The 23,941-nt window shown below is 44.4% G+C and carries 22 protein-coding genes; 17 read left to right on the top strand and 5 right to left on the bottom strand.

Translation table 11 applies throughout. The annotated features are described in order from the left end of the window. Positions 1 to 96 precede the first annotated feature (96 nt). Genes GK047_RS00600 through yajC form a run of 4 tightly spaced genes read left to right on the top strand, consistent with a single transcriptional unit; the run spans position 97 to position 4,882 of the window. A complete protein-coding gene (locus tag GK047_RS00600; protein WP_163940115.1) occupies positions 97 to 2,301 on the top strand; it encodes a SpoIID/LytB domain-containing protein in 2,205 nt (734 codons plus the stop codon). 9 nt (positions 2,302 to 2,310) lie between these two features. Then, positions 2,311 to 3,396 carry a tRNA preQ1(34) S-adenosylmethionine ribosyltransferase-isomerase QueA gene (queA, locus tag GK047_RS00605; RefSeq protein WP_163940116.1) on the top strand — a complete coding sequence of 362 codons (1,086 nt, stop codon included), beginning with the start codon at positions 2,311 to 2,313 and terminating at the stop codon, positions 3,394 to 3,396. Positions 3,397 to 3,424: 28 nt separating this feature from the next. Next, on the top strand, positions 3,425 to 4,564 hold the full coding sequence (gene tgt / locus GK047_RS00610; RefSeq protein WP_163940117.1) for a tRNA guanosine(34) transglycosylase Tgt: 1,140 nt from the start codon (positions 3,425 to 3,427) through the stop codon (positions 4,562 to 4,564). 15 nt (positions 4,565 to 4,579) lie between these two features. Then, complete coding sequence (gene yajC / locus GK047_RS00615; protein ID WP_163940118.1) at positions 4,580 to 4,882, top strand: preprotein translocase subunit YajC; 303 nt, start codon at positions 4,580 to 4,582, stop codon at positions 4,880 to 4,882. A 74-nt stretch (positions 4,883 to 4,956) separates the two neighbouring features. On the opposite strand, the gene GK047_RS00620 is transcribed toward yajC, so the two are convergent. Together GK047_RS00620 and GK047_RS00625 are read right to left on the bottom strand one after the other, a co-directional pair. Continuing rightward, positions 4,957 to 5,793, bottom strand: coding sequence for a phosphatase PAP2 family protein (locus GK047_RS00620; protein ID WP_163940119.1), 837 nt, complete (start codon positions 5,791 to 5,793; stop codon positions 4,957 to 4,959). Between the two features lie 95 nt (positions 5,794 to 5,888). Further along, on the bottom strand, positions 5,889 to 6,269 hold the full coding sequence (locus tag GK047_RS00625; RefSeq protein ID WP_240343724.1) for a TIGR04086 family membrane protein: 381 nt from the start codon (positions 6,267 to 6,269) through the stop codon (positions 5,889 to 5,891). A 106-nt stretch (positions 6,270 to 6,375) separates the two neighbouring features. Between GK047_RS00625 and GK047_RS00630 the strand changes: the two genes are divergently transcribed. Continuing rightward, positions 6,376 to 7,716, top strand: a complete 1,341-nt coding sequence (locus GK047_RS00630) for an ArsB/NhaD family transporter (protein WP_163940121.1) — start codon at positions 6,376 to 6,378, stop codon at positions 7,714 to 7,716. Between the two features lie 141 nt (positions 7,717 to 7,857). Continuing rightward, positions 7,858 to 8,538 carry a DUF421 domain-containing protein gene (locus tag GK047_RS00635; protein WP_163940122.1) on the top strand — a complete coding sequence of 227 codons (681 nt, stop codon included), beginning with the start codon at positions 7,858 to 7,860 and terminating at the stop codon, positions 8,536 to 8,538. Between the two features lie 4 nt (positions 8,539 to 8,542). On the opposite strand, the gene spoVB is transcribed toward GK047_RS00635, so the two are convergent. Continuing rightward, complete coding sequence (gene spoVB, locus GK047_RS00640; RefSeq protein ID WP_163943497.1) at positions 8,543 to 10,108, bottom strand: stage V sporulation protein B; 1,566 nt, start codon at positions 10,106 to 10,108, stop codon at positions 8,543 to 8,545. 184 nt (positions 10,109 to 10,292) lie between these two features. Here spoVB and GK047_RS00645 point away from each other — a divergent pair, with 184 nt between their 5' ends. The 10 genes from GK047_RS00645 (at position 10,293) to GK047_RS00690 (ending at position 22,339) form a co-directional block, all read left to right on the top strand. After that, positions 10,293 to 10,640 (top strand): post-transcriptional regulator, encoded by a 348-nt coding sequence (locus tag GK047_RS00645; protein WP_346010264.1) that lies wholly within the window; start codon positions 10,293 to 10,295, stop codon positions 10,638 to 10,640. A gap of 143 nt (positions 10,641 to 10,783) precedes the next feature. Beyond that, positions 10,784 to 12,016: a protein translocase subunit SecD gene (gene secD / locus GK047_RS00650; protein WP_240343796.1), complete on the top strand. Its 1,233-nt coding sequence runs from the start codon at positions 10,784 to 10,786 to the stop codon at positions 12,014 to 12,016. Then, positions 12,006 to 12,929, top strand: a complete 924-nt coding sequence (gene secF / locus GK047_RS00655; protein ID WP_163940124.1) for a protein translocase subunit SecF — start codon at positions 12,006 to 12,008, stop codon at positions 12,927 to 12,929. Before secD ends, secF begins: the two co-directional genes overlap by 11 nt. Before the next feature lie 67 nt (positions 12,930 to 12,996). Next, complete coding sequence (locus GK047_RS00660; RefSeq protein WP_163940125.1) at positions 12,997 to 13,950, top strand: cation diffusion facilitator family transporter; 954 nt, start codon at positions 12,997 to 12,999, stop codon at positions 13,948 to 13,950. Positions 13,951 to 14,042: 92 nt separating this feature from the next. Next, positions 14,043 to 16,499 (top strand): single-stranded-DNA-specific exonuclease RecJ, encoded by a 2,457-nt coding sequence (gene recJ, locus GK047_RS00665; RefSeq protein ID WP_163940126.1) that lies wholly within the window; start codon positions 14,043 to 14,045, stop codon positions 16,497 to 16,499. Next, a complete protein-coding gene (locus GK047_RS00670) occupies positions 16,496 to 17,008 on the top strand; it encodes an adenine phosphoribosyltransferase (RefSeq protein ID WP_163940127.1) in 513 nt (170 codons plus the stop codon). Before recJ ends, GK047_RS00670 begins: the two co-directional genes overlap by 4 nt. A gap of 266 nt (positions 17,009 to 17,274) precedes the next feature. Then, positions 17,275 to 19,461, top strand: a complete 2,187-nt coding sequence (locus GK047_RS00675; protein WP_163940128.1) for a RelA/SpoT family protein — start codon at positions 17,275 to 17,277, stop codon at positions 19,459 to 19,461. Between the two features lie 57 nt (positions 19,462 to 19,518). Continuing rightward, complete coding sequence (dtd, locus tag GK047_RS00680; RefSeq protein ID WP_163940129.1) at positions 19,519 to 19,959, top strand: D-aminoacyl-tRNA deacylase; 441 nt, start codon at positions 19,519 to 19,521, stop codon at positions 19,957 to 19,959. Between the two features lie 86 nt (positions 19,960 to 20,045). After that, entirely contained in the window at positions 20,046 to 20,219 is a 174-nt protein-coding gene (locus GK047_RS00685) for a hypothetical protein (protein ID WP_163940130.1), read from the top strand. A 173-nt stretch (positions 20,220 to 20,392) separates the two neighbouring features. Beyond that, positions 20,393 to 22,339 carry an FAD-dependent oxidoreductase gene (locus GK047_RS00690; RefSeq protein WP_163940131.1) on the top strand — a complete coding sequence of 649 codons (1,947 nt, stop codon included), beginning with the start codon at positions 20,393 to 20,395 and terminating at the stop codon, positions 22,337 to 22,339. An 87-nt stretch (positions 22,340 to 22,426) separates the two neighbouring features. Here GK047_RS00690 and GK047_RS00695 read toward each other — a convergent pair whose 3' ends face one another. Together GK047_RS00695 and GK047_RS00700 are read right to left on the bottom strand one after the other, a co-directional pair. After that, positions 22,427 to 22,681 (bottom strand): hypothetical protein, encoded by a 255-nt coding sequence (locus GK047_RS00695; protein WP_163940132.1) that lies wholly within the window; start codon positions 22,679 to 22,681, stop codon positions 22,427 to 22,429. Between the two features lie 112 nt (positions 22,682 to 22,793). Continuing rightward, complete coding sequence (locus tag GK047_RS00700; RefSeq protein WP_163940133.1) at positions 22,794 to 23,186, bottom strand: DoxX family protein; 393 nt, start codon at positions 23,184 to 23,186, stop codon at positions 22,794 to 22,796. A 122-nt stretch (positions 23,187 to 23,308) separates the two neighbouring features. Here GK047_RS00700 and GK047_RS00705 point away from each other — a divergent pair, with 122 nt between their 5' ends. Beyond that, positions 23,309 to 23,614, top strand: coding sequence for a winged helix-turn-helix transcriptional regulator (locus GK047_RS00705; RefSeq protein WP_163940134.1), 306 nt, complete (start codon positions 23,309 to 23,311; stop codon positions 23,612 to 23,614). Positions 23,615 to 23,941: the final 327 nt, after the last annotated feature.

Raw genomic sequence — 23,941 nt, forward strand, 5'->3', positions numbered from 1 at the left:
TTTTTTTGTCCCAAATGTCTCTATTAAACAAAACTTCTTGACGTTCCTAGAGTCTAAAACACTAGAATACCAACGAAGGAAAGGAATTTTTGTCGAATGAAATGGAACAAGCTGCTTAAACCTAAGACCATCGTATTCATTACTACGGCTGCTTTGACCCTAGTAACATTGCCCGTCCTTCCATTGAATGAAGCACATGCAGATGGTGTGCCACAACAATTAGATCAGATTCGTGTGGCCCTCTTTATAGATTCAACGAAGTATAGTCTTGTAGAACCTACCATTACACTGTCTTCTCCGAGTGGACTTGAGATCGGGGTTCGTAATGGCGGGGCTGGAACTGAAAAAACATGGGTATCATCCTCAGATGCTTCTGCGATTCGATTGTCTTTGGACCAATACAGTGTAAACATGCTGGAAACGCCAGACTTTGCAGTGGCAAAAGCGCTGCATACGAAGCTTTCAACGATGCAACCAGATAGTTATGTGTTGAGTCGTGTAAAGCTAGGTAAAACGCTATATCAAGTGCAATACGGCAGCTTTCCAACGAAAGAGGCAGCAGAAATTGCAAAGGTGCAAGCACTGAAAGACAGCACAGTTGCGGCATTGACGAAGTCTGTTTCGCCTGTCTTGTCAGGCCCACTGCATTGGAGCGCGGGTGTTTATCCCACTGAGGCTGCGGCCGTGCAGCAAGCGGGCGTTTACGCGCAGGCTGGGGTTAACGCAGACGTGGTTCTTCAGGAGGATTCAGCCGGTCAACTCACCTATGGTGTGTGGGTTGGGGGTGAAGCTACGACGGAGCAGTTAGGCGCAGTGAAGCAGCTTGCATTGGGCGTGGCTCCTATGGTTCCACTGCAAGCGGCTAACATAAAAGATTCTTATCTAATCCGCCGAACAGATGTAACTGCCTCAACAAATGGCGCCGTTTCAGCACCTCATTATGCAGCCGGAACTGCTGGGCAGAAAACTTGGATTCATCCCAAGGGTACGGGGATAACGGTTAAAGAACGAGCAGAGCGCAGCTATCGAGGTGATATGGAAGTGAGCGCTTATCACGATAAGCTGACATTGGTCAATGAGGTGCCGCTTGAACAGTATTTGTACGCTGTCATGGGCTCGGAGCTGAGCGCCGGATGGCCGGTAGAAGCGCTCAAAGCGCAAGCTGTTGCAGCCCGTACATATGCACTTAAACAAGGGAATAAATATGAGATCGCTCAAGTGACAGATACCACTTTAGATCAGGCCTATTACGGCATGCAGAAAGAGTTTGCCAGCGGAACACAAGCCGTTGAAGCGACTAGGAGTGAGGTCCTTAAAGATAAAAACGGGTTGATTTCACCTGTTTTTTCATCGAATGCTGGAGGTATGACAGCAGACCCATCCGAAGTATGGGGGAATCCCGTTGCTTATTTACGTAGTGTGCCTAGTCCGGATGAGGGCGCGGAGAAAGGGAAGGCCAACTGGTATCGCATCCAGCTCACGAATGGTAAAATTGGCTTTGTGCATGCCATGTATGTGAAGGATACCGGGGTTAAGAACAAGGAAGGCGCTGCGTACTTTGAGGCAACCGAAGCAGGTGTTAATGTACGCTCGGCCCCTTACGTGGACAATACGGGGAATCCATCCATTGCGCAGTTAGCTGCCAAAGAACGCGTGCTGATTCTTGGCCAAGAGAAAGAATCCAACGCCTTCTCATGGGTGCGTGGCCCCTATAGTGCAGAGGAACTCAAAAGTAAGCTGAATACAGCAGGGGTTGCCATCAGTGGGGAGTTATTGTCGCTAGAAATTTCTAAACGCGGCCCTTCTGGCAGGGTCACTGAGCTTAAAGCAAACGGAGTTGTTGTTAAAGTTCCTTACCCAGATGCCTTACGTTCTGCATTAGGAGGACTCCCGAGCACACGGTTTGAAATTGAAGCAGCAGGAAGTTATACTGGTACTACGCCTAGTCCATCCAGTGTAGTTCTTATAGGAGCAGGGAGTACGGGAGGCAACACGGTAAGCTCTGATTCCATTTACGTGTTAGCCAGTTCTAATTCGCAACCGACAGCAGTAAAGAAGACAGATCTTATTGCCCTTGGATCGGCCGGAACGTCAAAATCGGCAACGTCATCTTCAAGTGATCCTTCTCTCCCACAAACCAGTGGATCAGTGCAAGGCAAGCAGTTTATTTTTCGAGGAACAGGTTTCGGACATGGTCTTGGTATGTCGCAGTGGGGAGCAAGAGGCTACGCAGACCTAGGCTATAATTATCAGAAAATACTCCAGACTTACTATACTGGGGTCAACATAACTAAGGAATGAATGCAGATCATGGATGTACATGCTTTTGATTTTGAGTTGCCTGAATCATTGATTGCCCAGACGCCTCTCCTTGATAGAACGGCGTCTAGGCTGCTAACGTTAAAGAAACAAACAGGCGAAATTAGCCACCAAAGGTTTGAACAATTGGCTGATTATGTGGAAGCCGGGGATTTGCTCGTGATGAACGACACGCGAGTCATTCCAGCCCGGCTTTTTGGCGTGAAAAAAGATACCGGCGCCAAAGTAGAAATTCTCCTTTTAAAGCCTGTGGGCGAAGACCGGTGGGAAGCTTTAGTCAAGCCTGGTAAAAGGATGAAGCAGGGTGCTGTTGTAGTTTTTGGAGTTGAAGCTGGTTCCATGGAACGGCCTCTTCTAAGCGCGGAAGTACTAGAAGTGGGCGATATGGGAGCGCGCGTGCTTCAATTTAGCTATAGCGGTATTTTCAATGAAATTTTGGATAAGCTTGGACAGATGCCACTCCCGCCTTATATTAAAGAGCAACTACCTGAGAAGGAACGCTATCAAACCGTGTATGCGAAGCACGAAGGGTCAGCAGCGGCACCAACGGCTGGACTACATTTTACAGAAACGTACTTGGAACGACTTCGTTCGAAAGGCGTGCAGATTGCTTTTGTCACCCTGCATGTAGGGCTAGGCACTTTTCGTCCCGTTTCCGTGGACACGGTCGAAGAACATCAGATGCATGCGGAATACTATGTATTGTCACCGGAGACAGCTGCATTGATTAATGAAACGAAAGCAAAAGGAAAGCGTGTAATCGCTGTTGGAACAACGTCAGCACGGACTTTGGAGACCGCAGCCGGGTTAAGCAGGAAACAAGGTGAAACCTCTGGTACTCAAGATGCGTGTTTTGAAATTGAAGCCTCTCAAGGCTGGACGAGCATTTTTATTTATCCCGGCTACAAATTCCAGGTCGTAGATGTTTTACTCACCAATTTTCATCTACCTAAATCGACGTTACTTATGCTCATCAGCGCTTTAGCTGGTCAAGAGCATGTGATGGAAGCTTATCATCAGGCGGTTAGAGAGCAATACCGTTTTTTCAGTTTTGGAGATGCAATGTTGATTTACTAGAGGATGCTTAGAATAGGAAGTGGAAATTTTGGCAGCAGCAGTAACTTACGAGGCTATAAAAACATGTAAACAATCAGGGGCGCGTCTGGGACGTGTTCACACGCCGCATGGTGTGATTGAAACGCCAGCATTTATGCCAGTTGGCACACAGGCAACAGTGAAAACGATGAGTCCTGAGGAATTGAAAAAAATGGACGCTCATATTATTTTGAGCAATACGTATCATCTTTTTTTGCGCCCAGGACACGAGCTCGTGAAAGCGGCGGGTGGACTGCATAAGTTCATGAATTGGGATCGACCGATTCTGACTGACAGTGGCGGTTTTCAGGTATTCAGCTTAAGCGATATTCGGAAAATTACGGAGGAAGGCGTTCAGTTTAAGTCCCATTTGAATGGGGATAAGCTGTTTCTTTCCCCTGAAAAAGCAATGGAAATTCAGAATGCGCTAGGCTCCGATATTATGATGGCTTTCGATGAATGCCCGCCGTATCCAGCGGAGTATGATTATTTGAAGAAATCGTTGGAACGGACTTCACGTTGGGCAGAGCGCTGTTTGCAAAGTCATGCGAGACCAGAAGATCAAGGCTTATTCGCCATCGTTCAAGGTGGGATGCATGAGGATCTACGTCGACTCAGTGCGCAGCAGTTGACTTCGATGGATTTCCCGGGGTATGCTATTGGTGGACTGAGTGTAGGCGAGCCTAAGCACTTGATGTATGAAGTGCTTGACTATACGACACCTCTGCTTCCAGCAAACAAGCCTCGTTATTTAATGGGTGTTGGATCACCTGATGCCTTAATTGAAGGTGCTATCCGCGGTATTGACATGTTTGACTGTGTGCTGCCAACCCGTATTGCCCGCAATGGAACCTGTATGACAAGCGCTGGTCGGCTTGTGATTCGCAACGCCAAGTATGCGGCAGATTTCGCTCCCCTTGATCCGAAATGCTCTTGTTATACCTGTCAGAATTACAGCAGAGCTTACATTCGACACTTAATTAAAGCGGATGAAACCTTTGGGATCAGACTGACTACTTATCATAACCTTCACTTTCTATTACAGCTCATGCGTGATGTGAGACAAGCGATTATGGAAGACCGATTACTCGATTTCCGTGATACTTTTTTTGAGGCATATGGGCTGAATGATAATGATAGAGGATTTTAAGAAAGGAGGATACCCATGTTTTTATTAGCTGACACTGCGCCTGCAAGCACAGGAGCGGTAGGATACTTGTATACATACGGGCCGTTAGTACTCATGTTTGTAGTACTTTACTTCTTACTTATTCGTCCACAGCAAAAGAGACAAAAGACCCGCAATCAAATGCTAGGGGCGTTAAAAAAAGGGGATAAAGTCGTAACAATCGGTGGGCTGCATGGAACGATTATGGAAATTACAGACGATATTTGCGTGCTTCGTGTTAACGATGCAACGAAAATGACGTTCGATCGTTCGGCAATTAATGCTGTTGCTAAGGAATAGTTAAGAAATACAATAAAAAGCGAGATCCTCTTATCAGGCTCTCGCTTTTTATTTGGTTTTTTTAATTGAGTTGGTTACAACTGGTTTTTCTTAATACGTTGGAATAGCGCGCGTTCCCCGAGCACCAATCGGCCTTCGGCTATGCGAAGTGCAAGTCTTGCCGCAACGACACCGAGCACCACGCCTGCACACATGTCAGACAACCAATGAATACCTAGATAAAATATTGTGAAAATAATAAAACCAGAAGAGCAAGGCACAAATACTTTCCAAAACGTGCTGCGGCTCTTCATTGCGATGACTGCCATGGATACAGAAATCGACGTATGCAAGCTAGGGAAACAATTATCCAGCCCTGATAATGGACGATAGTCTTGTTCAAAGGTCGGGAATACATCGAGGATAAGCAGCTTCACATTAGGATGAAACGACCAAACTTCGTTAACCGGGAAAAACAGATAGAACGGGATCGCAATCATATAATTGAACATGAGCGCATAACAGAGTGCGTAAAATAGCTTATAGTTTTTTTGATACGTATAGATAGCGATAGATGCAATCATAACAGCTGGAAAGATGACTACATAAAAATAACTGCTGACATAGGTGAGTATGTCTTGTTGAAAGAAGTGTTGAATCGTCGGTACAAAATTCCCTTCAATGAGATAAATAGACTTTGTAAAATCAGCTTTAAAGTCTATTTTTTGTTCCATCCAAAGCTCGACTTTATTAAAAAATAAAATGATGACCAAAGCAAAGAAATGCAGCAGATACTTCCGTGACGTGAATATCTCTTGAACAAAGCTTCCGGCAATGGCAAACGGGTTGGTACGCGTTGATAAGATTAGAAAGGCGAGTACCGTTATGACGATATAAACCGTCGCGTGTGTCATAGACTGAAAGGGACTCATGGTGTTTTCCCCCTAAAAATGGAAATTAATTGCGTCAAGAACTATGACATTATACCACACTAGTAGGGGGAGAGTGTTAATTTCACGAAAACGTCTTATTTACGTGTGTTTACGCCAAGCATGCCACCGAGGGCTCCTGATACGAATAAAATGATAACTAATTGCAAGGAACGCCAGTTGAGCCCTGCGTCAAAAGCGAGAAAACCAACTAAGAAAATAAGGATGAAGTAAATAAGGCCAAGCATGCCTCCATAGTACCAACCGCGATTGCCAGCACGTTTGCCAGCAACCCAACCGCCAATAAAAAGAGAAGCGGCATGAATGATTGTAGTTAACGCATGCAGAGAGCTTTCCTGCGTACTCGTCAGCAACAAAAACAAAGATGTAACTAATGTACCGATTGACATCATGATTAATGAATATACAAGTCCAGAAAATAAAGGAGACGTAATTCGAACCTGACTGACGTTGCGCATGGGGTTCATAAGCACCAATCCTTTCTTATTTTCGATGATTCCGTTAACATCATTGTATGGTCAAGCACATAGAATTAGTACAAACTGTTCGAGAGGAAGTGAATATATGACAGAATTTTCACAAGGTCCAGTGATGTGGCAATCCTATATGGCCATAATTATTTTTGCAGCCACTTATATTTGTATATTAATTGAAAAATGGAGCCGTACGTATACAGTCTTAGGTGGCGCTCTGCTTATGGTTTTACTAGGCATTGTACCTATTGGAAAGGCGATATCCACGTATGCAAATTGGCACGCTTTGATTTTCTTTATTAGCCTTTTTATTATAAGCGTTGTTTTTCAAAAAAACGGTCTTATTGCTTATTTGGCAAGCGCAGTTATTCGAAAGTTTCGACTACAGCCATTGATGATTATGTTAGGCTTATCTTTACTAGCAGCAGTAATTTCAGCTTTTGTTGATGGTATTCTAGCTATAGCTATTATTATTCCTATAACACTTAGCACGGCCAAGATGTTGAAGTTGTCACCTGTCCCGTTTTTAATTTCAATTATTTTGTCAGCTAATATTGGTGGAGCGGCATCGCTCTTAGGCAATGTACCCAATCGCTTAATTGGAGCGGCTGCTCATTTAACCATGGGGCAGTTTCTTGCTGCACTCGCTCCTTTGGTCATTGTTATGCTAGCTGTTATTTATATCGCTATGTGGATCCTGTATGGCAAAAAGATGATTGTCTCTGACGCTCATAAGAGGGAGCTATTGAGTCTACAGCCAAAGTCTTATCTAACGCAAGACCGTATTTTATTGTATGGTGGCAATGTAGTTCTCGCGTTAACAGTGGTTGCCTTTGCTTTGCAAGGATGGCTTGGCTGGAAAACTTCTTACATTGGTGCGGCCAGCGCTCTGGTCCTGCTGGCGTTGGACTATAAATCATTGTGGCGCTTAGTGAAAAGTAAAAACTATCGACTTGTTCTAAATGGTTTGTTGGAATCTCAAATCTTGTTCTTTTTTGGGCTTTTTATTATGGTAGGAGGGCTCGCGTACACGGGAGCTTCCGGTTATGTGGCGATGAGAGGATTAGAAATCAGTCAAGGCAGCGTACCTTTTCTATCTATGCTGGTGATGTGGTTGACAAGTTTCGGTTCGGCAATGATGGATAATATTCCCTATGTGGCGGCTATGGTCCCTGTTATTGAACAAACAGGTACGCTGCTTTCGGGCGTTAGCGATGTAGCTATCACGCCTCTCTGGTGGTCCTTGTTGGTTGGTGCGGCAGTTGGCGGTAGTGCAACGTTGCTAGGATCCACGGTTAGCATGTTTGCTGCTGGAATTGCGGCGCAGGATGGGGGAGGGCTTTCGCAGCGAGAGTATCTCATCGTGGCTGGTCCTCTATCCATACTTCTTCTTATCGTGGCTACAATTTATTTCAACTTCTTTTTGCTGTAATTGCCAAGAATTGAATACGCAAAATCTGTATGAGTATACACAACAGCGGTCAGAATACCATTGAACTCCGAAAATAGCTAAAGCTTTCCGTAGGAAGGCTTGTATCGTAAGCATAAGCTTTAGATCAGGGAGGCTCAATCAATGGATATTCTGACCATTTTTTTACGTACGGTGCTGATTTATTTCGTTGTATTCCTGATGCTTCGCATCATGGGGAAGCGGGAAATTGGTAAGCTGTCTCTGTTTGATTTGGTGATTTCAATCATGATTGCCGAGATTGCGGTGTTCGTTTTGGAGGATGCTCAAAAACCACTCATGGACGGGCTTATTCCGATGGCGACGCTTGTGCTAATTCAAGTTGTAATAGCTTGGATTACATTGAAAAGTCGAACCATCCGTGTGTTGTTTGATGGGAAACCAAGCGTTTTAATTCAAAATGGTTCATTGAATCGCGAGGAAATGAAGAAACATCGCTATAATTTGGATGACTTGATGCTCCAACTTAGACAGAATAGGATCATGAATGTGGCTGATGTGGAATTTGCCATCTTGGAGTCCTCAGGAAAGCTTAGTGTCGTGGAGAAGGAAGTGAAAGAGACAGAAGTCTTTGATGATTCCCTGAAGGGGAAGATTCGCTTTGAAGGACTTCCCTTGCCTCTCATTATGGATGGTAAAGTGCAGGACGATAATCTTGAGAAAATTGGGAAAACAAGATTTTGGCTCAAAAATCAGCTTCAACTGAAGGGTTCGCATGATTTCAAGGAAGTATTCTATTGTTCAATTGATTACAAAGGCAGATTATTTTTAGATCGCAAAAGATGACAAATTAGCGGATAAATTTCTTGCCCATCTTGAAAATGCGGATAAGATCATTTTGATGAATGAGACGGAACAAAATGATGAACAACAAGTACATGATAAACCCAATGATACAGGAGGCCGTAAAACGCAGCCATTCCGCAGGTGACCAAGGCGTGTACATGACTGCATAGCTGCAGAGACCAGAGAGTGCCATGGCCGCCACGATTTTGGCTAGATCGCTGCCCTGCATGCGGAATTTCAAGAGCCTTACGACACTATTCCAGTGAAGAAGCGTCACAAGCACAATGTTTACATTGATTGCGAATACAGCTCCACGAATGCCCATTTCAGGCTTACTGGCGAGCCAGTAAATTAAGATGAGCTTAATGGTAGAACCAATTAATGTATTGATTAAAGCTGCCCCCGGTTTGTTTAAAGCTTGAAGCGCTGATTGCAAGGGCGCTTGAAAATAGATGAACAAGGCGACGGGGGCCATCATTTTCAGCAGAATGCTAACATCGGGTTTATTGTACATAAACGTACAGATGGGCTCGGCAAGCACGAACATTAGAACTGCAAAAGGGGCGCCTGTCACTAACGCGAGTCGAAGTGCTTGATGCAAGCGCATATGAATCGACTTGGTATCTTTACGCGCTGCTGCTTCACTGAGAGAAGGAACCAGTGAAACGGATAAGGACATCGTTAGTGCGCTAGGCAGTAAGATGATTGGGATAATCATACCTTGTAGGGCGCCGTATTGCGCTGTAGCTAAGGAGGTCGAAATTCCAGCAATGGCCAGGCTTTGGGCAATAAGAATGGATTCAAGAAGGTAAGAACTAGCTCCGATTAACTTACTTCCAGTTACAGGGATCGAAATCCGCAATATCCGCCAGAGATTGGAGAGTCTTCCGCCTATTTTGTTTGTTACTATTTGTATTTTCGCTGCCGGGGGAGATTGGTTCTTGCTGTGTTTAAAATGTATGGCGAGTACGAGCAGTCCGGCAATTTCGCCAGCTAATACGCCAACCATGGCTCCAGCGGCTGCATATTCGATGCCATATGGAATCATAACATAAGAACAGATGAGCACCATCACGATACGAATGAGTGTCTCAACAATTTGTGAAGATGCGGTAGGAATCATGTTTTGTCTGCCTTGAAAGTAGCCGCGGTACACAGCAGATATTCCGATAATCGGAATCATTGGACTCATACATAAAAAGGTGTAATAGACTCGGGAGTCGGTTAGCAGATGACTTGTAATCCAAGAAGCCCCGGCTACGCAAACTACGGTGAAAATGAGGCTTAGGCTTATCGTCAGCAAGAGAGAGATTCTCAGAATACTGCGAATGCGTGCTTCGCTGCGCTCAGCTTCAGCCTCTGCGATCAATTTGGCAATGGCTATGGGAATTCCACCTGTAACAATCGTTAAGATGACAGAGAGGAAGGGCCAACCCATATGATAAAGACCGATGCCTTCCGCTCCGATGACGCGCGGTAGTGTAATACGCGGTATGAATCCAAGAATGCGGTTCAAAATACCTGCGACTAACAGGATCATCGTTCCCCTGATAAATGACTGCTTGGTCAATGCCATTCCCTCTTCCCATATGAATATATCCTATGAATATGCGGACATTGGCCAAGCTCATGCTAACATTTTATGGACATGTTGGAATTTTGGCAGGAAAATGAAGGATAAACAGCGAATAAAGTAGCAGTTATTGCTTACGATGCCAGTTTTGCTTAAGCAAAACTCCTAGGAGGATCTCCCGATGAATGAAAAAGACGATCAGGTGCAGGTAGTTCCAGCGGATAAAGAGGATGAAACAATCGAGGAGTCTGTAACAGAAGCCGAGGAGATGGATGGCGAAGGGATTGCAATGTCTGATTATGAATTGAACGAGGTCATAGAAAGCCTATGTTTAAGTAAAGTGGAAGAGTTTATCATGCTGGGCTATGAGCATGTGACGGGGAAAGATATTTGGGATTGCGTTAGCGACAAATATCGTAAAGTCGGCACACCGCCTCTTCATCAAATTGTTAACGATATTTTATCTCTGAAATCGACCCAATTTATGAACTGGATGACCCTGAGTGCTTTTAAAGGAGCCCAATTTTAAGCTAAGGGCTTATTTCTTTTGGATTCATTGTGCATGAAGCATGCAGAATTGAGCACATTACATAAACTGGCTTAAATTGACTCGATTTTCGCACCTGAGTATAATAGGAATATTGAGTATGGAAGGGAGACAAGCAAGAGATGTTGGATTGGAAAAGAGTCTCGTTCTTTTTTTTAACGGTCATAGTTGTACTGGGATGCATTGGTGCAACAAGTCCGAATCTTGTAGACCGAATTAAGCTTGGATTGGATTTAAAGGGTGGGTTTGAAATTCTGTATACGGCAGAACCTTTAACAGCAGGTCAACCACTGACAAAGGTAACACTTAATCAAGCGGCTGAAAGTCTTGCCAAACGCGCAGACAGCCTTGGTGTTGCAGAGCCTGAGGTCAGTACGGAGGGAAGCGACCGCATTCGTGTTCGTTTAGCTGGTGTGAAGAATGAAGAAGAAGTTAGAAGCTTGATGTCTAAACCAGCTGTACTTACCTTCAGAGGACCAGACGGTACGGTCTATATGAATGGGACAGATTTCGTAGAGAATGCTGCGAAGTTGAGCTACGATCCAAATACGAAACAACCGATTGTAGAAATTAAATTGAAAAGCAGAGAAAAGTTTAAAGAAGTTACAACAAAACTTACGGGAAGCACGCTTTCTATTTACTTGGATGAAGAATTACAATCTACCGCATCAGTGCCTTATCCAATTGATAGTGATGCCGCGATTATTAACCAATCCAGTGTGACTGAAGCAACCAAAGTTGCAAAATTAATTAACTTAGGCGCAATGCCTCTAAAGTTGACTGAAAAGTATATTCAACGTGTTGATGCTACGCTAGGTACAGCATCGTTGCATGAAACAGCACGAGCGGGACTGATTGCTTCAATTTTGATCTTTCTTTTCATGGTGTTTTATTATCGTGCACCTGGCCTTGTAGCTGCGTTCACATTAATTACATATGTTTGGGTACTATTGGCTGTATTTGACTGGATGAATGCCACGTTAACCTTGCCGGGTATTGCCGCTCTCGTCTTAGGAGCAGGTATGGCGGTCGATGCCAACATCATTACATACGAAAGAATTCGTGAGGAAATCCGGTCAGGTAAGAGTATTCTTTCATCTTTAAAAGCGGGCTCCAAACATTCGTTCCGAACCATTATGGATGCCAACGTAACTAACTTGATCTCTGGTATTGTTCTCTATTATGTCGGGAATGGTGCTATTCGGGGGTTTGCGGTTATTACGATGATGAGTATTATAATCAGTATTTTAACGAACGTCATTTTGTCCAGATGGCTGCTTCATCTGATTATCCGAGGCAACTTGCTGAAAAAGCCAAGTTATTTCGGTGTAAAGGAGGCAGACATCCGTGGGCTCTAAGAAACAGTTCGATTTTGTAAAGAATCGTAATAAATTTTTTGCTGCATCTATCATCCTTGTAATTGTAGGCTTGGCCGTCATGCTCTTCGCTGGCATGAACTTCGGGGTAGATTTTAAAGCGGGAACGAATATTGATCTTGTTGTAGGCAAGCAGCTTGACAAAGCTAAGGTTGAAGAGATTATGAAGCAACTGGCGTCAAGTGGCGATGTGAAATCGAAATACGCGGATCCGACGATTGGTGGTAACAATAGCGACCGTGTCTCCATTCGTTTCGATGATGTATTAGCGGATGCTGTAGTGAGCAAGATCCAAGCTGCATTTGCTACCGCTTATAGCACGGAGGTTTCGAAGGAAGTTAATACTGTAGATCCGCAGCTTGCAAAGGAATTGCTGTTGAAGGCTGTTTACGCAGTGGCTATTGCGAGTGTTCTGATTTGCGTGTATGTAAGTATTCGTTTTGAATGGCGTTTTGCTTTGGCAGCTATTATCGCAATTCTCCATGATGCGTTTCTCGTTATTGCGGTATTCGCCATTTTCCGTCTCGAAGTAAATTTACCGTTTCTTGCGGCAGTTCTAACAACGATCGGTTATTCCATTAATGATAAAATTGTTATTTTTGACCGAATTCGGGAGAATCTCAGATTTGCCAAGCTGAAAACAGATGAAGATCTCACTAAGCTTGTCAACGATAGTATTTGGCAGACGATGGCGCGGAATATCAATACGGTTCTTGTCGTGTTGTTAGCCGCAGGCTGTCTCTACATTTTCGGAAGCGAGTCAATTAAACTATTCGCACTCGCGAAACTAGTCGGATTAACAAGCGGAGCTTATTCATCTATCTTCATTGCTTGTTCACTCTGGTATTTATTCAAAAGAAAATCTTTAGGTTCTAAAAAGAAAGCTGCAGCGTAATAACCATAATATCCGGCCGCGTGTATGTTGCGCGGCCTTTGTATCGGTTCAGGGGGAGTGCCAATTCATGAATGATGAGCGGTTTCAAAAGGCTGAATTCGCTGCCTGGGTAGGTATTGTTGGCAACATAGCTCTTGTACTTCTCAAGGGTATTGTCGGTATTATGGCGCAAAGTAAAGCACTGCTCGCAGATAGCGCTCATTCGGCAACAGACGTTGCAGGTTCTTTTGCTGTGTTAATTGGACTGCGTGCAGCTAGAAAGTTGCCTGAGGAAGTTCAATCATTTGGAAATGGAAAGTCATCATTCATCTCATCTATTGTTGTGTCTGTTCTTTTAATGATTGTTGGGGTAGAAATCGCGCTTTCAGCTACTAAGTCGATTTGGCAAGGAATTGAGATGGCTCCAAAGGTATATGCTCTTGCCGCGATTGGATTTTCTTTCGTTATAAAAGAAGCGATGTTTCAATATAAATTAAAGCTAGCAAAGCGAAAAAACCCTCAGGTAATAATTACCAAGGCATGGGAGCGTCGTTCCGATGTATACTCTTCTATTGCAGCGCTAGTTGGAGTCTTTGGGGCTCTGCTAGGTCAGTATTTGGATATTAGGGTTCTTTATTACCTAGATCCATTAGCGGGTTTATTCATCTCGCTGCTTATCTTGAGAAGGGGATATTTGCTAGTTAAGGAAGCTTTTCATGCAACGATGGATCATGCGCTGCATCATGAGGATGCCGCTGACCTTATTACAACGGTTCAAACGATTAAAGGGGTCATCACTGTGGATGACTTGCGTGCAAGAGAACACGGTCATTATGTTATTGTAGATATTAAAATAAGCGTTAACCCACGGATCTCGGTACTTGAAGGACACGATATCGCTAAATTCGTTAAACATCAATTGATGAAACGGTTTCATCATGTTTCAGATGTTTTCGTTCACGTCAATCCTTACGATGCGGGATATCCTTATAAAAATAATTCGGATATGGAACGAAGTGAACATCCGTCCATTTTCCATTAATAACGTTAGTCAAGAAGGTTTTGCGCAGCAAAACTCAGTGAATGCTTACGAAGAAAGTTTTGCGAAGCAAAACGCTAAGGAGGACACATCAGGTGCTATCCGCTAAGGCAAGATGGAGCATAGGCAGTGCAGATGAGGCGCTTGTCGAGACATTCGTCAGCGAGTTACAGATCGATCCGCTTGTGGCCAAAATGCTCGTTCTCCGACATCTAGGCACCGTTCATGAAGCCGAACAGTTTTTGCATGGAGGACTTGAAAATTTTCACGATCCCTTCCTGTTGGATGGGATGCTTCCAGCCGTAGAACGAATCAAGAAGGCATTGGAGCGCAATGAACACATTCGTGTGTACGGCGATTACGATGCCGATGGCGTAAGCAGCACATCGCTGATGGCACATCTGCTTCAGGGTCTAGGAGCGCGCTTCGATACCTATATTCCCCATCGGATACGTGAGGGTTACGGGTTGAATCGTTCGGCGATTGCGTTAGCCAAAGAACAAGGGGTTTCGCTGTTGATTACGGTTGATACCGGAATTAGCGCGGTAGGTGAAGTCCAGTATATTCAGGAGCTGGGCATGGATGTTATTGTTACGGATCACCATGAGCCACCAGAGACACTCCCGGATGCATTGTCTATCATTAATCCGAAAAAACCTGGGTGCCCTTACCCGTATAAGCAGCTTGCAGGGGTTGGCGTTGCTTTCAAGCTTGCACACGCGCTGCTCGGTCGCATACCTGAAGAACTGCTGGAGTTTGCTGCGCTTGGCACGGTAGCTGACTTAATGCCTCTAACAGGCGAGAATCGACTGATTGTGAAGATGGGCTTGGTTCGCATGCAGGCTTCCGCTTATCCGGGTTTTCGCTCGTTAATTGGTGTATCAGGCATAGAACGCAAGGAAGTGACGGCTTCTCACATCGGATTTTCACTTGCTCCTCGTATTAATGCAAGCGGGCGCTTGGAATGTGCGGATGATGCGGTAAAGCTGCTTACCACAACAGATGAACAAGAAGCGGAACAAATCGCTTTCGAACTAGACATGTTAAACAAAGAACGTCAACGTATCGTTGAAGAAATGGCAGCGGAAGCGCTGGAGATGGCTGAGCAGCAGCGGAGCAAGGGACTAGATAAAGTCATTGTCGTTGCTAAGGAAGGCTGGAATGTCGGTGTAGTCGGTATCGTTGCCTCTAAGATCGTGGAGAAATTCTATCGGCCAACGCTTGTTTTAAGCATTGATCCCGAAACTGGCATTGCTAAAGGCTCTGCTCGTTCCATTGTCGGCTTTGATCTATACAAAGCATTAACCGAATGCAAGCATTGGCTTGACCATTACGGTGGGCATCAAGCAGCTGCTGGGATGAGCTTGAATCATATTCATTTGGATGCTTTCTCGCACAAGTTGAACGAGCTTGCAGAAACAACTTTGTCAGAGGAAGACTTGATTCCATTCCTTAGAGCGGATGTGGCATGCAGTCTGGCGGATGTTCCCATATCGAGTATCCAGCAGTTGGAGAAGCTTGCTCCGTTTGGTATGGGGAATCCTGCTCCGAAGTTTGTATTCACAGATTTGCTGCTAGGGGACATCCGTACGATGGGCAAAGAAAAGCAGCATCTAAAGCTTGGACTATCACAGATGGACAATGAAATCAGCAATTCTGTTGAAGCGATCGCTTTTGGCAAAGGTAATCTTGCACATGTAATCGCCCCAGCGGCACGACTTGATGTACTTGGCGAGGTTTCCATTAACGAATGGAACGGTATGCGAAAGCCGCAAATCGTCATGCAAGATTTACGTATCACGCATGTGCAGCTGTTTGATTGGCGCGGAGCACAGCAATTGGAGGCCAAACTTAGCCAACTGAAAGAAGCTCTTTCATCGGGTATAGGAAATATGGCCGTTAATAATTCCATTCCAGCCATTGTGTTATTTAATGAATCCGATGTCGCAACATTTGCAAGCTCATCTTTTCAAATAGGTGAAGCTATTCCTTATTGGATTGTTCAAGATTCGGGTGGGTTGATGGCAGGTAATGAGCAAGCTGCTGAATTAGATTTTGCAAGCATGCAAGATATTGTGCTTTATACAATTCCTCGGAATGCAGAAGATTTACGGAATATATTGCAACAAGCTCGCGGGATCATGCGCTGCTATGCAATTTTTGCGGAATTTGGGACAAATAGTGGAAGTACAATGCCAACTCGTGATATGTTTAAGCTTCTGTACGGCACATTGCAGAAAGAGGGATCTCTCAATGTGCAAGACCAAAGGTTGATGCAAGCTTTAAGTAAACGTTCAGGTCTTTCCCCGACTATGATACAATTTATCGTATCGGTCTTTGAAGAGTTAGGCTTTATAGAGCGACAGGGGGCTGTCGTTAAGCTGCAAGCTACACCAGCCAAAAAAGATTTAACTACATCGCGGTTATATCAAGATAGATTGCATCGTCAGGAAGTTGAAACGATCGTGATGTATTCGTCAGCCAAAGAGCTAGAGCAATGGATTGTCGAACAGCTAACATTTCAAAATGAATTATTGGAGGAAATTGTATGAATTTCAAAGATTACATTCGCATTATCCCGGATTTTCCGCAACCAGGTATCCGCTTCAAGGATATTACTACATTGCTTCAAGATGGACCTGTGTATAGAGAGGCAATCAATCAGCTTAAAGAGCTTATCAAAGAAAAAGAAATCGATGTCATCGCAGGTCCGGAAGCTCGTGGTTTCGTAATCGGCGCTCCTTTGGCTTACGCTTTGGGTGTAGGTTTCGTACCGATTCGCAAGAGCGGCAAGCTGCCTGGGGAGACGATTGAAGCCGATTATGCCCTTGAGTATGGCAAGGACAAATTAGCTATGCACAAAGACGGTATTAAGCCTGGTCAAAAGGTCCTCATTGCTGATGATCTGCTCGCGACAGGCGGTACGATTCAAACCTCGATCGATTTGATCAAACAGCTTGGCGGAGATATTGTTGGCGCAGCATTCCTTATCGAGCTTTCCTACCTAGACGGCAGGGATAAGCTTGATGGAATTGACGTCGTTTCATTGCTTCAATATTAATTTATGAGAAAACACCTCGTCATTGCCTTGGCAATAATGAGGTGTTTTCTCATTCAGGGCAGCAGGATTATTTAGCTCCTAAATGGTTGATACTAGTAAAATATTAAAGTACTGATCTACCTGCTCCTTGTTAGATTTGATTAAAAAGTGAGCGCTTTAGTAGAGAAGGCTGTTATTTTGTCGAAAGTATGCGAGCGAGCAGTTGACGCGGAGCCTGCCTTGCAGGCATAATGGATAAAAATCGACTAAAGGGAATGGGTAAATGCATGGGTATAGAGCAGCTGCTAGAGAAGGCCGCCACCTATCTGAAAGAGAATGACTTACAGAGGATTCGGGAGGCCTATGAATTTGCCGATGAGGCCCACCATGGCCAAGTGCGCAAATCGGGAGAACCCTATATTCTGCATCCCTTAGCTGTTGCAGATATTTTGGTGAATATGCAGATGGATGTCACCTCGGTGATTGCAGCATTGCTTCATGATGTCGTAGAAGATACGACGGTTTCACTTGAAGCCGTTCAAAGTAAATTTGGGAAAACCTGCGCTATGCTTGTAGATGGGTTGACCAAGCTAGAGCGTATCAAGTTTAAATCCAAAGAAGAGCAACAAAACGAAAATTACCGTAAAATGTTTGTAGCGATGGCTCAGGACATACGGGTTATTTTGATCAAACTAGCAGATCGTCTGCATAACATGCGCACATTAAAATATCAGTCAGAAGAGAGTCAACGTCGCATTGCGGAAGAAACACTGGAAATTTTCTGTCCGATCGCGCACCGTCTCGGTATTTCCACCATCAAGTGGGAGATGGAAGATATTGCCCTTCGTTATTTGAACCCGCAGCAATACTACCGGATCGTTAATTTAATGCAGAAAAAACGCACTGAGCGTGAACAATATATTGAGGACGTCATTCAGAGCATTAAAGAGAAGCTCGAAGAGATGGGTATCCAAGGTGATATTTCGGGGCGTCCTAAGCATTTATACAGCATTTATAAAAAAATGAGTTCACGCGGCAAGCAGTTTAATGAGATCTATGATCTAATGGCGCTGCGAGTTATTGTCGACGGGATCAAAGATTGCTACGCATCGCTTGGAATTATTCATACATTGTGGAAACCAATGCCGGGGCGTTTCAAGGACTATATCGCAATGCCGAAGCCGAATATGTATCAGTCGCTGCATACGACCGTGATTGGACCCAAAGGCGAGCCGCTCGAGGTGCAAATACGCACTTTTGAAATGCACAAAACCTCAGAATTTGGGATTGCAGCCCACTGGGCCTACAAAGAAGGTGGCTCAGTTGTTCCCTCGGGCACATTTGAAGATAAGATGAGCTGGTTCCGCGAAATTCTCGAACTGCAGCATGAAACAAACGATGCCTCTGAGTTCATGGAATCCATGAAGATGGATTTCTTCTCCGACCTTGTATTCGTTTTTACGCCAAAAGGAGAAGTGATCGAGCTTCCTGCCGGCTCTGTGCCGCTTGATTTTGCTTATCGGATTCATACTGAAGTTGGCAATCGGACGATTGGCGCTAAGGTGAATTCTCGAATTGTTCCTCTGGACCATAAGCTAAAGACCGGTGATATTATCGAAATCTTGACCTCTAAGCACTCTTACGGACCAAGTCAAGATTGGGTGAAAATCGCACAATCCTCACATGCCCGAAGTAAGATAAAGCAATGGTTCAAGAAAGAAAAACGCGAGGAAAATGTAGAAAAAGGCAAGGATATGATTGAGCGTGAGCTAAAGCGCTTGGCCATTGACCCGCCAACGCTCATGAGTGATGATAAGATGCTGGAAGCAGCGAAGAAGTTTAATTTTAATGATATTGAAGACATGCTGTCTGCCGTTGGTTTTGGCGGTATCACAGCTGCGCAAATCTGTACCAAACTCACAGAGAAGATGCGCAAGGAAGCAGAAGAAGCGCAGGTCATGCAGTTGACCAGTGAGGTTAAAGAGGTTAAGTCACAGACACAAACTGCGCGTAAGAGCGGTCCAACAAATGGTGTACGGGTTAAAGGTGTCGATAATTTGCTCGTTCGCTTTGCCCGCTGCTGTAATCCAGTTCCCGGTGATTTAATTATGGGTTATATTACACGCGGGCGTGGTGTGTCGGTTCATCGTTCAGATTGCACGAATATCCCTTCCAGTATGGGGGAAGAGGAGCGCGTCATTGAAGTGGAATGGGCGGAAGTAGTGGAATCAAACTTCAATGTTGAGATCGAGATTACTGGGCACGATCGTCGGGGCTTCCTTAACGAAGTGCTGCAAGCTGTTTCCGAAAGCAAGACGACGTTGTCAGCTGTATCCGGGCGTTCGGATAAAAATAAGATGGCTACGATTCACATGACGATCCTGATAAAAAATATCGATCACCTGCAGGCAGTAGTGGAAAAAATTAAGCGGGTGAAAGACGTATATTCTGTGCAGCGGATTATGCAAACGTAACGGACAGCTGATACACACAGTTTTCCGACTGAAAATGCTAAGGAGTTATATTAAGCGATGAGAGTTGTTGTGCAACGTTGTAAAAAGGCTGAAGTGATGGTTGGCGAAACAACCGTTGGCCAGATTGAGCATGGACTTATGCTGCTCGTAGGTGTTACTCATGAGGACACAGAGCAGGATGCCAAGTATTTGGCTGATAAAGTAGCGGGACTGCGCATTTTTGAGGATGAAATAGGAAAAATGAACCTTTCTGTCCTTGAAACAGGCGGTCAGATCTTGTCTGTTTCTCAGTTTACCTTATATGGCGATTGCCGGAAGGGCAAAAGGCCGAATTTCATGTTAGCTGCAAGGCCGGAGCTCGCGAAGCCCCTCTATGAAAAATTCAACGAGCTGCTGCGTGCGCAAGGTCTCATTGTTGAAACAGGGGTTTTCGGTGAAATGATGGATGTTAATTTTACAAATTGGGGGCCAGTGACCCTTATCCTTGACAGTAGATAGCTGCGATAGACTGCGAAAAAAAGGTTGAATGTTTGATCGGCTGGCTATACTAGATCTGTAGAATCTAGTTAGTTAGGAGCATCCAGATGCGGCAATCGATTAAACATAAAGTGATGACGGCACCCGAGCAGCAGCTTCTTCAGGCTTCGGTAGCGGAGCGGATGAATCAAGCGCCTGTGCTAGCCGACGTAGAAATGAGCGCTGAATTCACTTCTGAGCAGGAAAAGTTGAAAAGCATTCCAAAGAAATCATATCGTTAAACGTAAAGCCATCACTCTGTGCGAATACAGCGTGATGGCTTTATTTGATAAATGCGGCAAGATTTCTCTCTAACTTGAAAATGTGGTAAACTAACATTTGGTATTTGCACAAGAATAAAAGCCGGAATGAAGCTCAAAGAACAGAAGTAAAAGAGGCAGGTGTTTTTGAACGAATGACAAGTTCTAGACGTAACGAATCCACATCCAAGGGATGGATGTTCTTGATGGGAGCCTTAATACTACTTGCAGTGCTTGCAGCTGCATCCTCTCTCTATTATCAATACAAGCATCCCGCAAATCGTGGACACAGTATGAAAAAGATGAACCTCGAAGAGGTGAAATCGGTAAAGAAAGCCAAAGATGCTTATGATGTTATCGTAATCGGTACTGATCCTGAAGGCGTTGCAGCTGCTGTATCAGCGGCTAGAAATGGCCTATCGACTTTACTCGTGGATGGGCGCAATCGAGATATTCTGGGCGGGTTGATGACTTTGGGATGGATTAATTCCATCGATATGAACTATTCCCCTAACAAAAATATTCTCGGTAAAGATGATGTGTTTAATAAAGGCTTTTTCTCTGAGTGGTACGCCAAGATCGAAGGCGATTCGTTTGATGTTAACACAGCGGCAAATGCTTTTTACGATTTAGCTAAAAATGAAAAAAACATTGATATTTTGTTGAAAACACAAAAAATAGAGCCGCTGCTAGCCCAAGGACAAACGCAGATACAAGGTGCCACGATTACGTTGGAGGGTGGAAACTCGCAGGTTGTGAAAGCATCTGCTGTTATCGATGCCACACAGGATGGTGATTTTGCAGCCGCAGCGGGTGTGCCGTTCACAATTGGTCATGAAGACATTGGTGATCCCAAATCGAAGATGGCAGTCACACTTGCATTTCGTTTGAAAAATGTGACACCTGAAGTATGGGATATGATGGCGAAGCGCCTAAATAATGACGATGACGTTAATTCAGGTGTGAATGAAGTGAGTGTATTCGGATACAAAGAAATGAGCAACTACCCGCCTCTTAACAAGGAACGTGCCAAAATGAGAGGGCTCAACATGGGTAGAGAGAATGATAATACAGTTCTTATAAATTCATTGCAAATTTTCAATGTAGATACCTTTAATCCGAAGTCAGTTGAGGAAGCCTTTGAGATCGGAAAAAAAGAATTGCCTAATGTAGTTGCTTATATGCAAAAATCGTTTCCAGAGTTTGCTCATCTGGAGCTAGATGGCACTGCACCTGAGCTATATGTGCGAGAAACTCGCCATATGCAGGGTGAGTACCGCCTAAGTATTGTGGACGTTTGTACCAATAATGATCAATGGGATCGCATTGGCTTCGGTTCATATGCAGTTGACATTCAGCGGATAGCGCCTACAGATTCAGGAAACGTAGTATGCAAACCCAAGCAATACGCAATTCCTTTCCGCAGCATTGTGCCGCAGAAAGTAGATGGTCTGCTTGTAGTTGGCAGAGCGGCCAGCTATGACACGCTTCCGCATGGTAGCGCGAGAGTCATGCCTACGGGAATGGCTGAAGGGGAAGCAGCAGGCGCAGCAGTGAAAATTGCGCAGGCAGAGAAGCTGACGTTCCGTCAAATGACGGCATCCAAAGAAGTGATCGCTAAGTTGCAAGACCAGCTTACCAAGCAGGGGATGGAGATACAGCCAATGACGCTGAAACCTCAGCCTTTCATGGAACATAAGGAATACGAAGGTTTGAAAACAGCAATGATGCTTGGGCTAGCCTCTGGAGCTTACAATAATGATTTTCACTTGGATGATAAAGCTAATCCGAAGCGTATGACGAATCTGGTGAATGGTGCGAAGAAAATGAAACCAGATGCTTTTAAAGGAGATGCGACTGCTGCTATCGCGAAGCTGGAAAACAACGATAAAATCGCATTGACGTTAGAACAAGCGAGCTATACGCTCACACAAGCGATTGGTTTGAAAGTAGATGCGCAGCAAGCGCAGGCAGAGCTTCTTAGCAGTAAATTATTGACAGATGCCACTTTGAATCTTATCGGCGATAAGCAAAACCTAACGAATGCCGATACGTATATGATGATTAGAGATTTGAAAATTGGACTAACAGGCAAGCCATAGGTTGATAAATAAGAGCCTTACTACCGTGTGAATGAGGGTAGTAAGGCTCTTAGCTTTTTGTCAGATGGGGGTGAATTTCGCTTGCAATTACTCGGTGGTGTCTGGGGAATCCGCTTCAGCTTCAGCGGATTCCTCGTCAGGCTCTTCGCTATCCGCCTCCGCTTCCACTTCGGCTTCCGCATCCTCAGTATCTTCTGATAAATCTTCCTCCACGGCCTCTTCTTCTGTCTCCTCAGAAGCTTCTTCAGCTTCCTCTTCAGCTACTCCACCGATTTCTTCTTCGGCTTCTTCTGAGAAGAACACGAGCAGATCTTGCAATTCTTCTTGAATTTGAGTTGGCATGGTATACAGCCTCCTGAGCTTGTATTCAAGGTTATTTGCCTTGTTGTACAATGTATATGTGAAAAGGGGCTGAATATACGAGGACATAGAAATGAAAATCCGTGAAAATCACTTACATCAAAGAATCCAAGGAATATTCGCCTGCGCCCATGAGAGCAACGCCTACAGCGATGGCAATTAAGGCAATATTGTACTCAATTCCGTTAGAAGTAACCCAGTACCCGTTCTTACCGTGAACTTTAATAATGGCAACTAGCATTGTCAATACAATGAGAGCTGCTCCAACAATGGTCCATAATCCAGCAGCGAAGAGCAGGCCTCCTATCAATTCGGCCAAACCCGCTAGGATAGCCATGAGGATGCCTGGCTTTATACCGATAGATTCAAAGAACCCCCCAGTGCCTTTAGGGCCGTATCCACCAAACCAACCAAACACCTTTTGAGTACCGTGCCCCGCGAATGTCAAACCGATAACTAAACGAATAATAAGCATGCCTAATGCCATAACTAACAACTCCCTATTTGATATATTTTGTATAACAACTTACTTTATGTTAGTATATTATTACGAAGCACTTACTTTTGTCAAGCGACTATGCTAAAATTGTTAATAAGGAGATGATTCATATGAAAGACTATCAACTGTGTCCTAAATTTGAGAATGCATTTGAATTGCTGGGGAAGCGTTGGACTGGACTCATCATTACGGTGCTGCTTTCTGGACCGAAGCGTTTTAAAGATATATCAGAGCTTATCCCGAGTATGAGCGATCGAATGCTTTCAGAGAGATTCAAGGAGCTTGAGGCTGCTGGGATCATCCTCCGTCATGTATACCCTGAAACCCCAGTTCGAATTGAGTATGAATTAACGGCTAAAGGAAAAGGTCTAAAACCTGTAATGGAAGAGTTGCAAAAATGGGCTGATCATCATTAATGAATATCGTGGAGCAACCTGTATTTTAGCACCTCTCTCTCTTGACTTTGATGCTTTCAATGTTTACAATTAGCAATAATGTAAATCGATATTTCTATGATCCGCTGAAGGGATAAAGTAATTCGCCTCCACATAACCAGAGAGGGAAGTCAAGGCTGTAAACTTCCTTATGATGAGCGAATGAAAGGACCTCCCCGAGGACGAGTAGGGAACTGTATAATTACTTTCAATTTGAAAGTTGTATGCATAGTAGCTGCTACGCGTGTAACGGGCGTTAACCGTAAAGAGCAGAACCGCTATGAAATGGCCCTATGGCTATAAAAAGCG

Origin of the sequence: Paenibacillus sp. SYP-B3998 (genome assembly GCF_010820665.1) — a bacterium.
In the GTDB taxonomy this organism is placed as follows: domain Bacteria; phylum Bacillota; class Bacilli; order Paenibacillales; family NBRC-103111; genus Paenibacillus_E.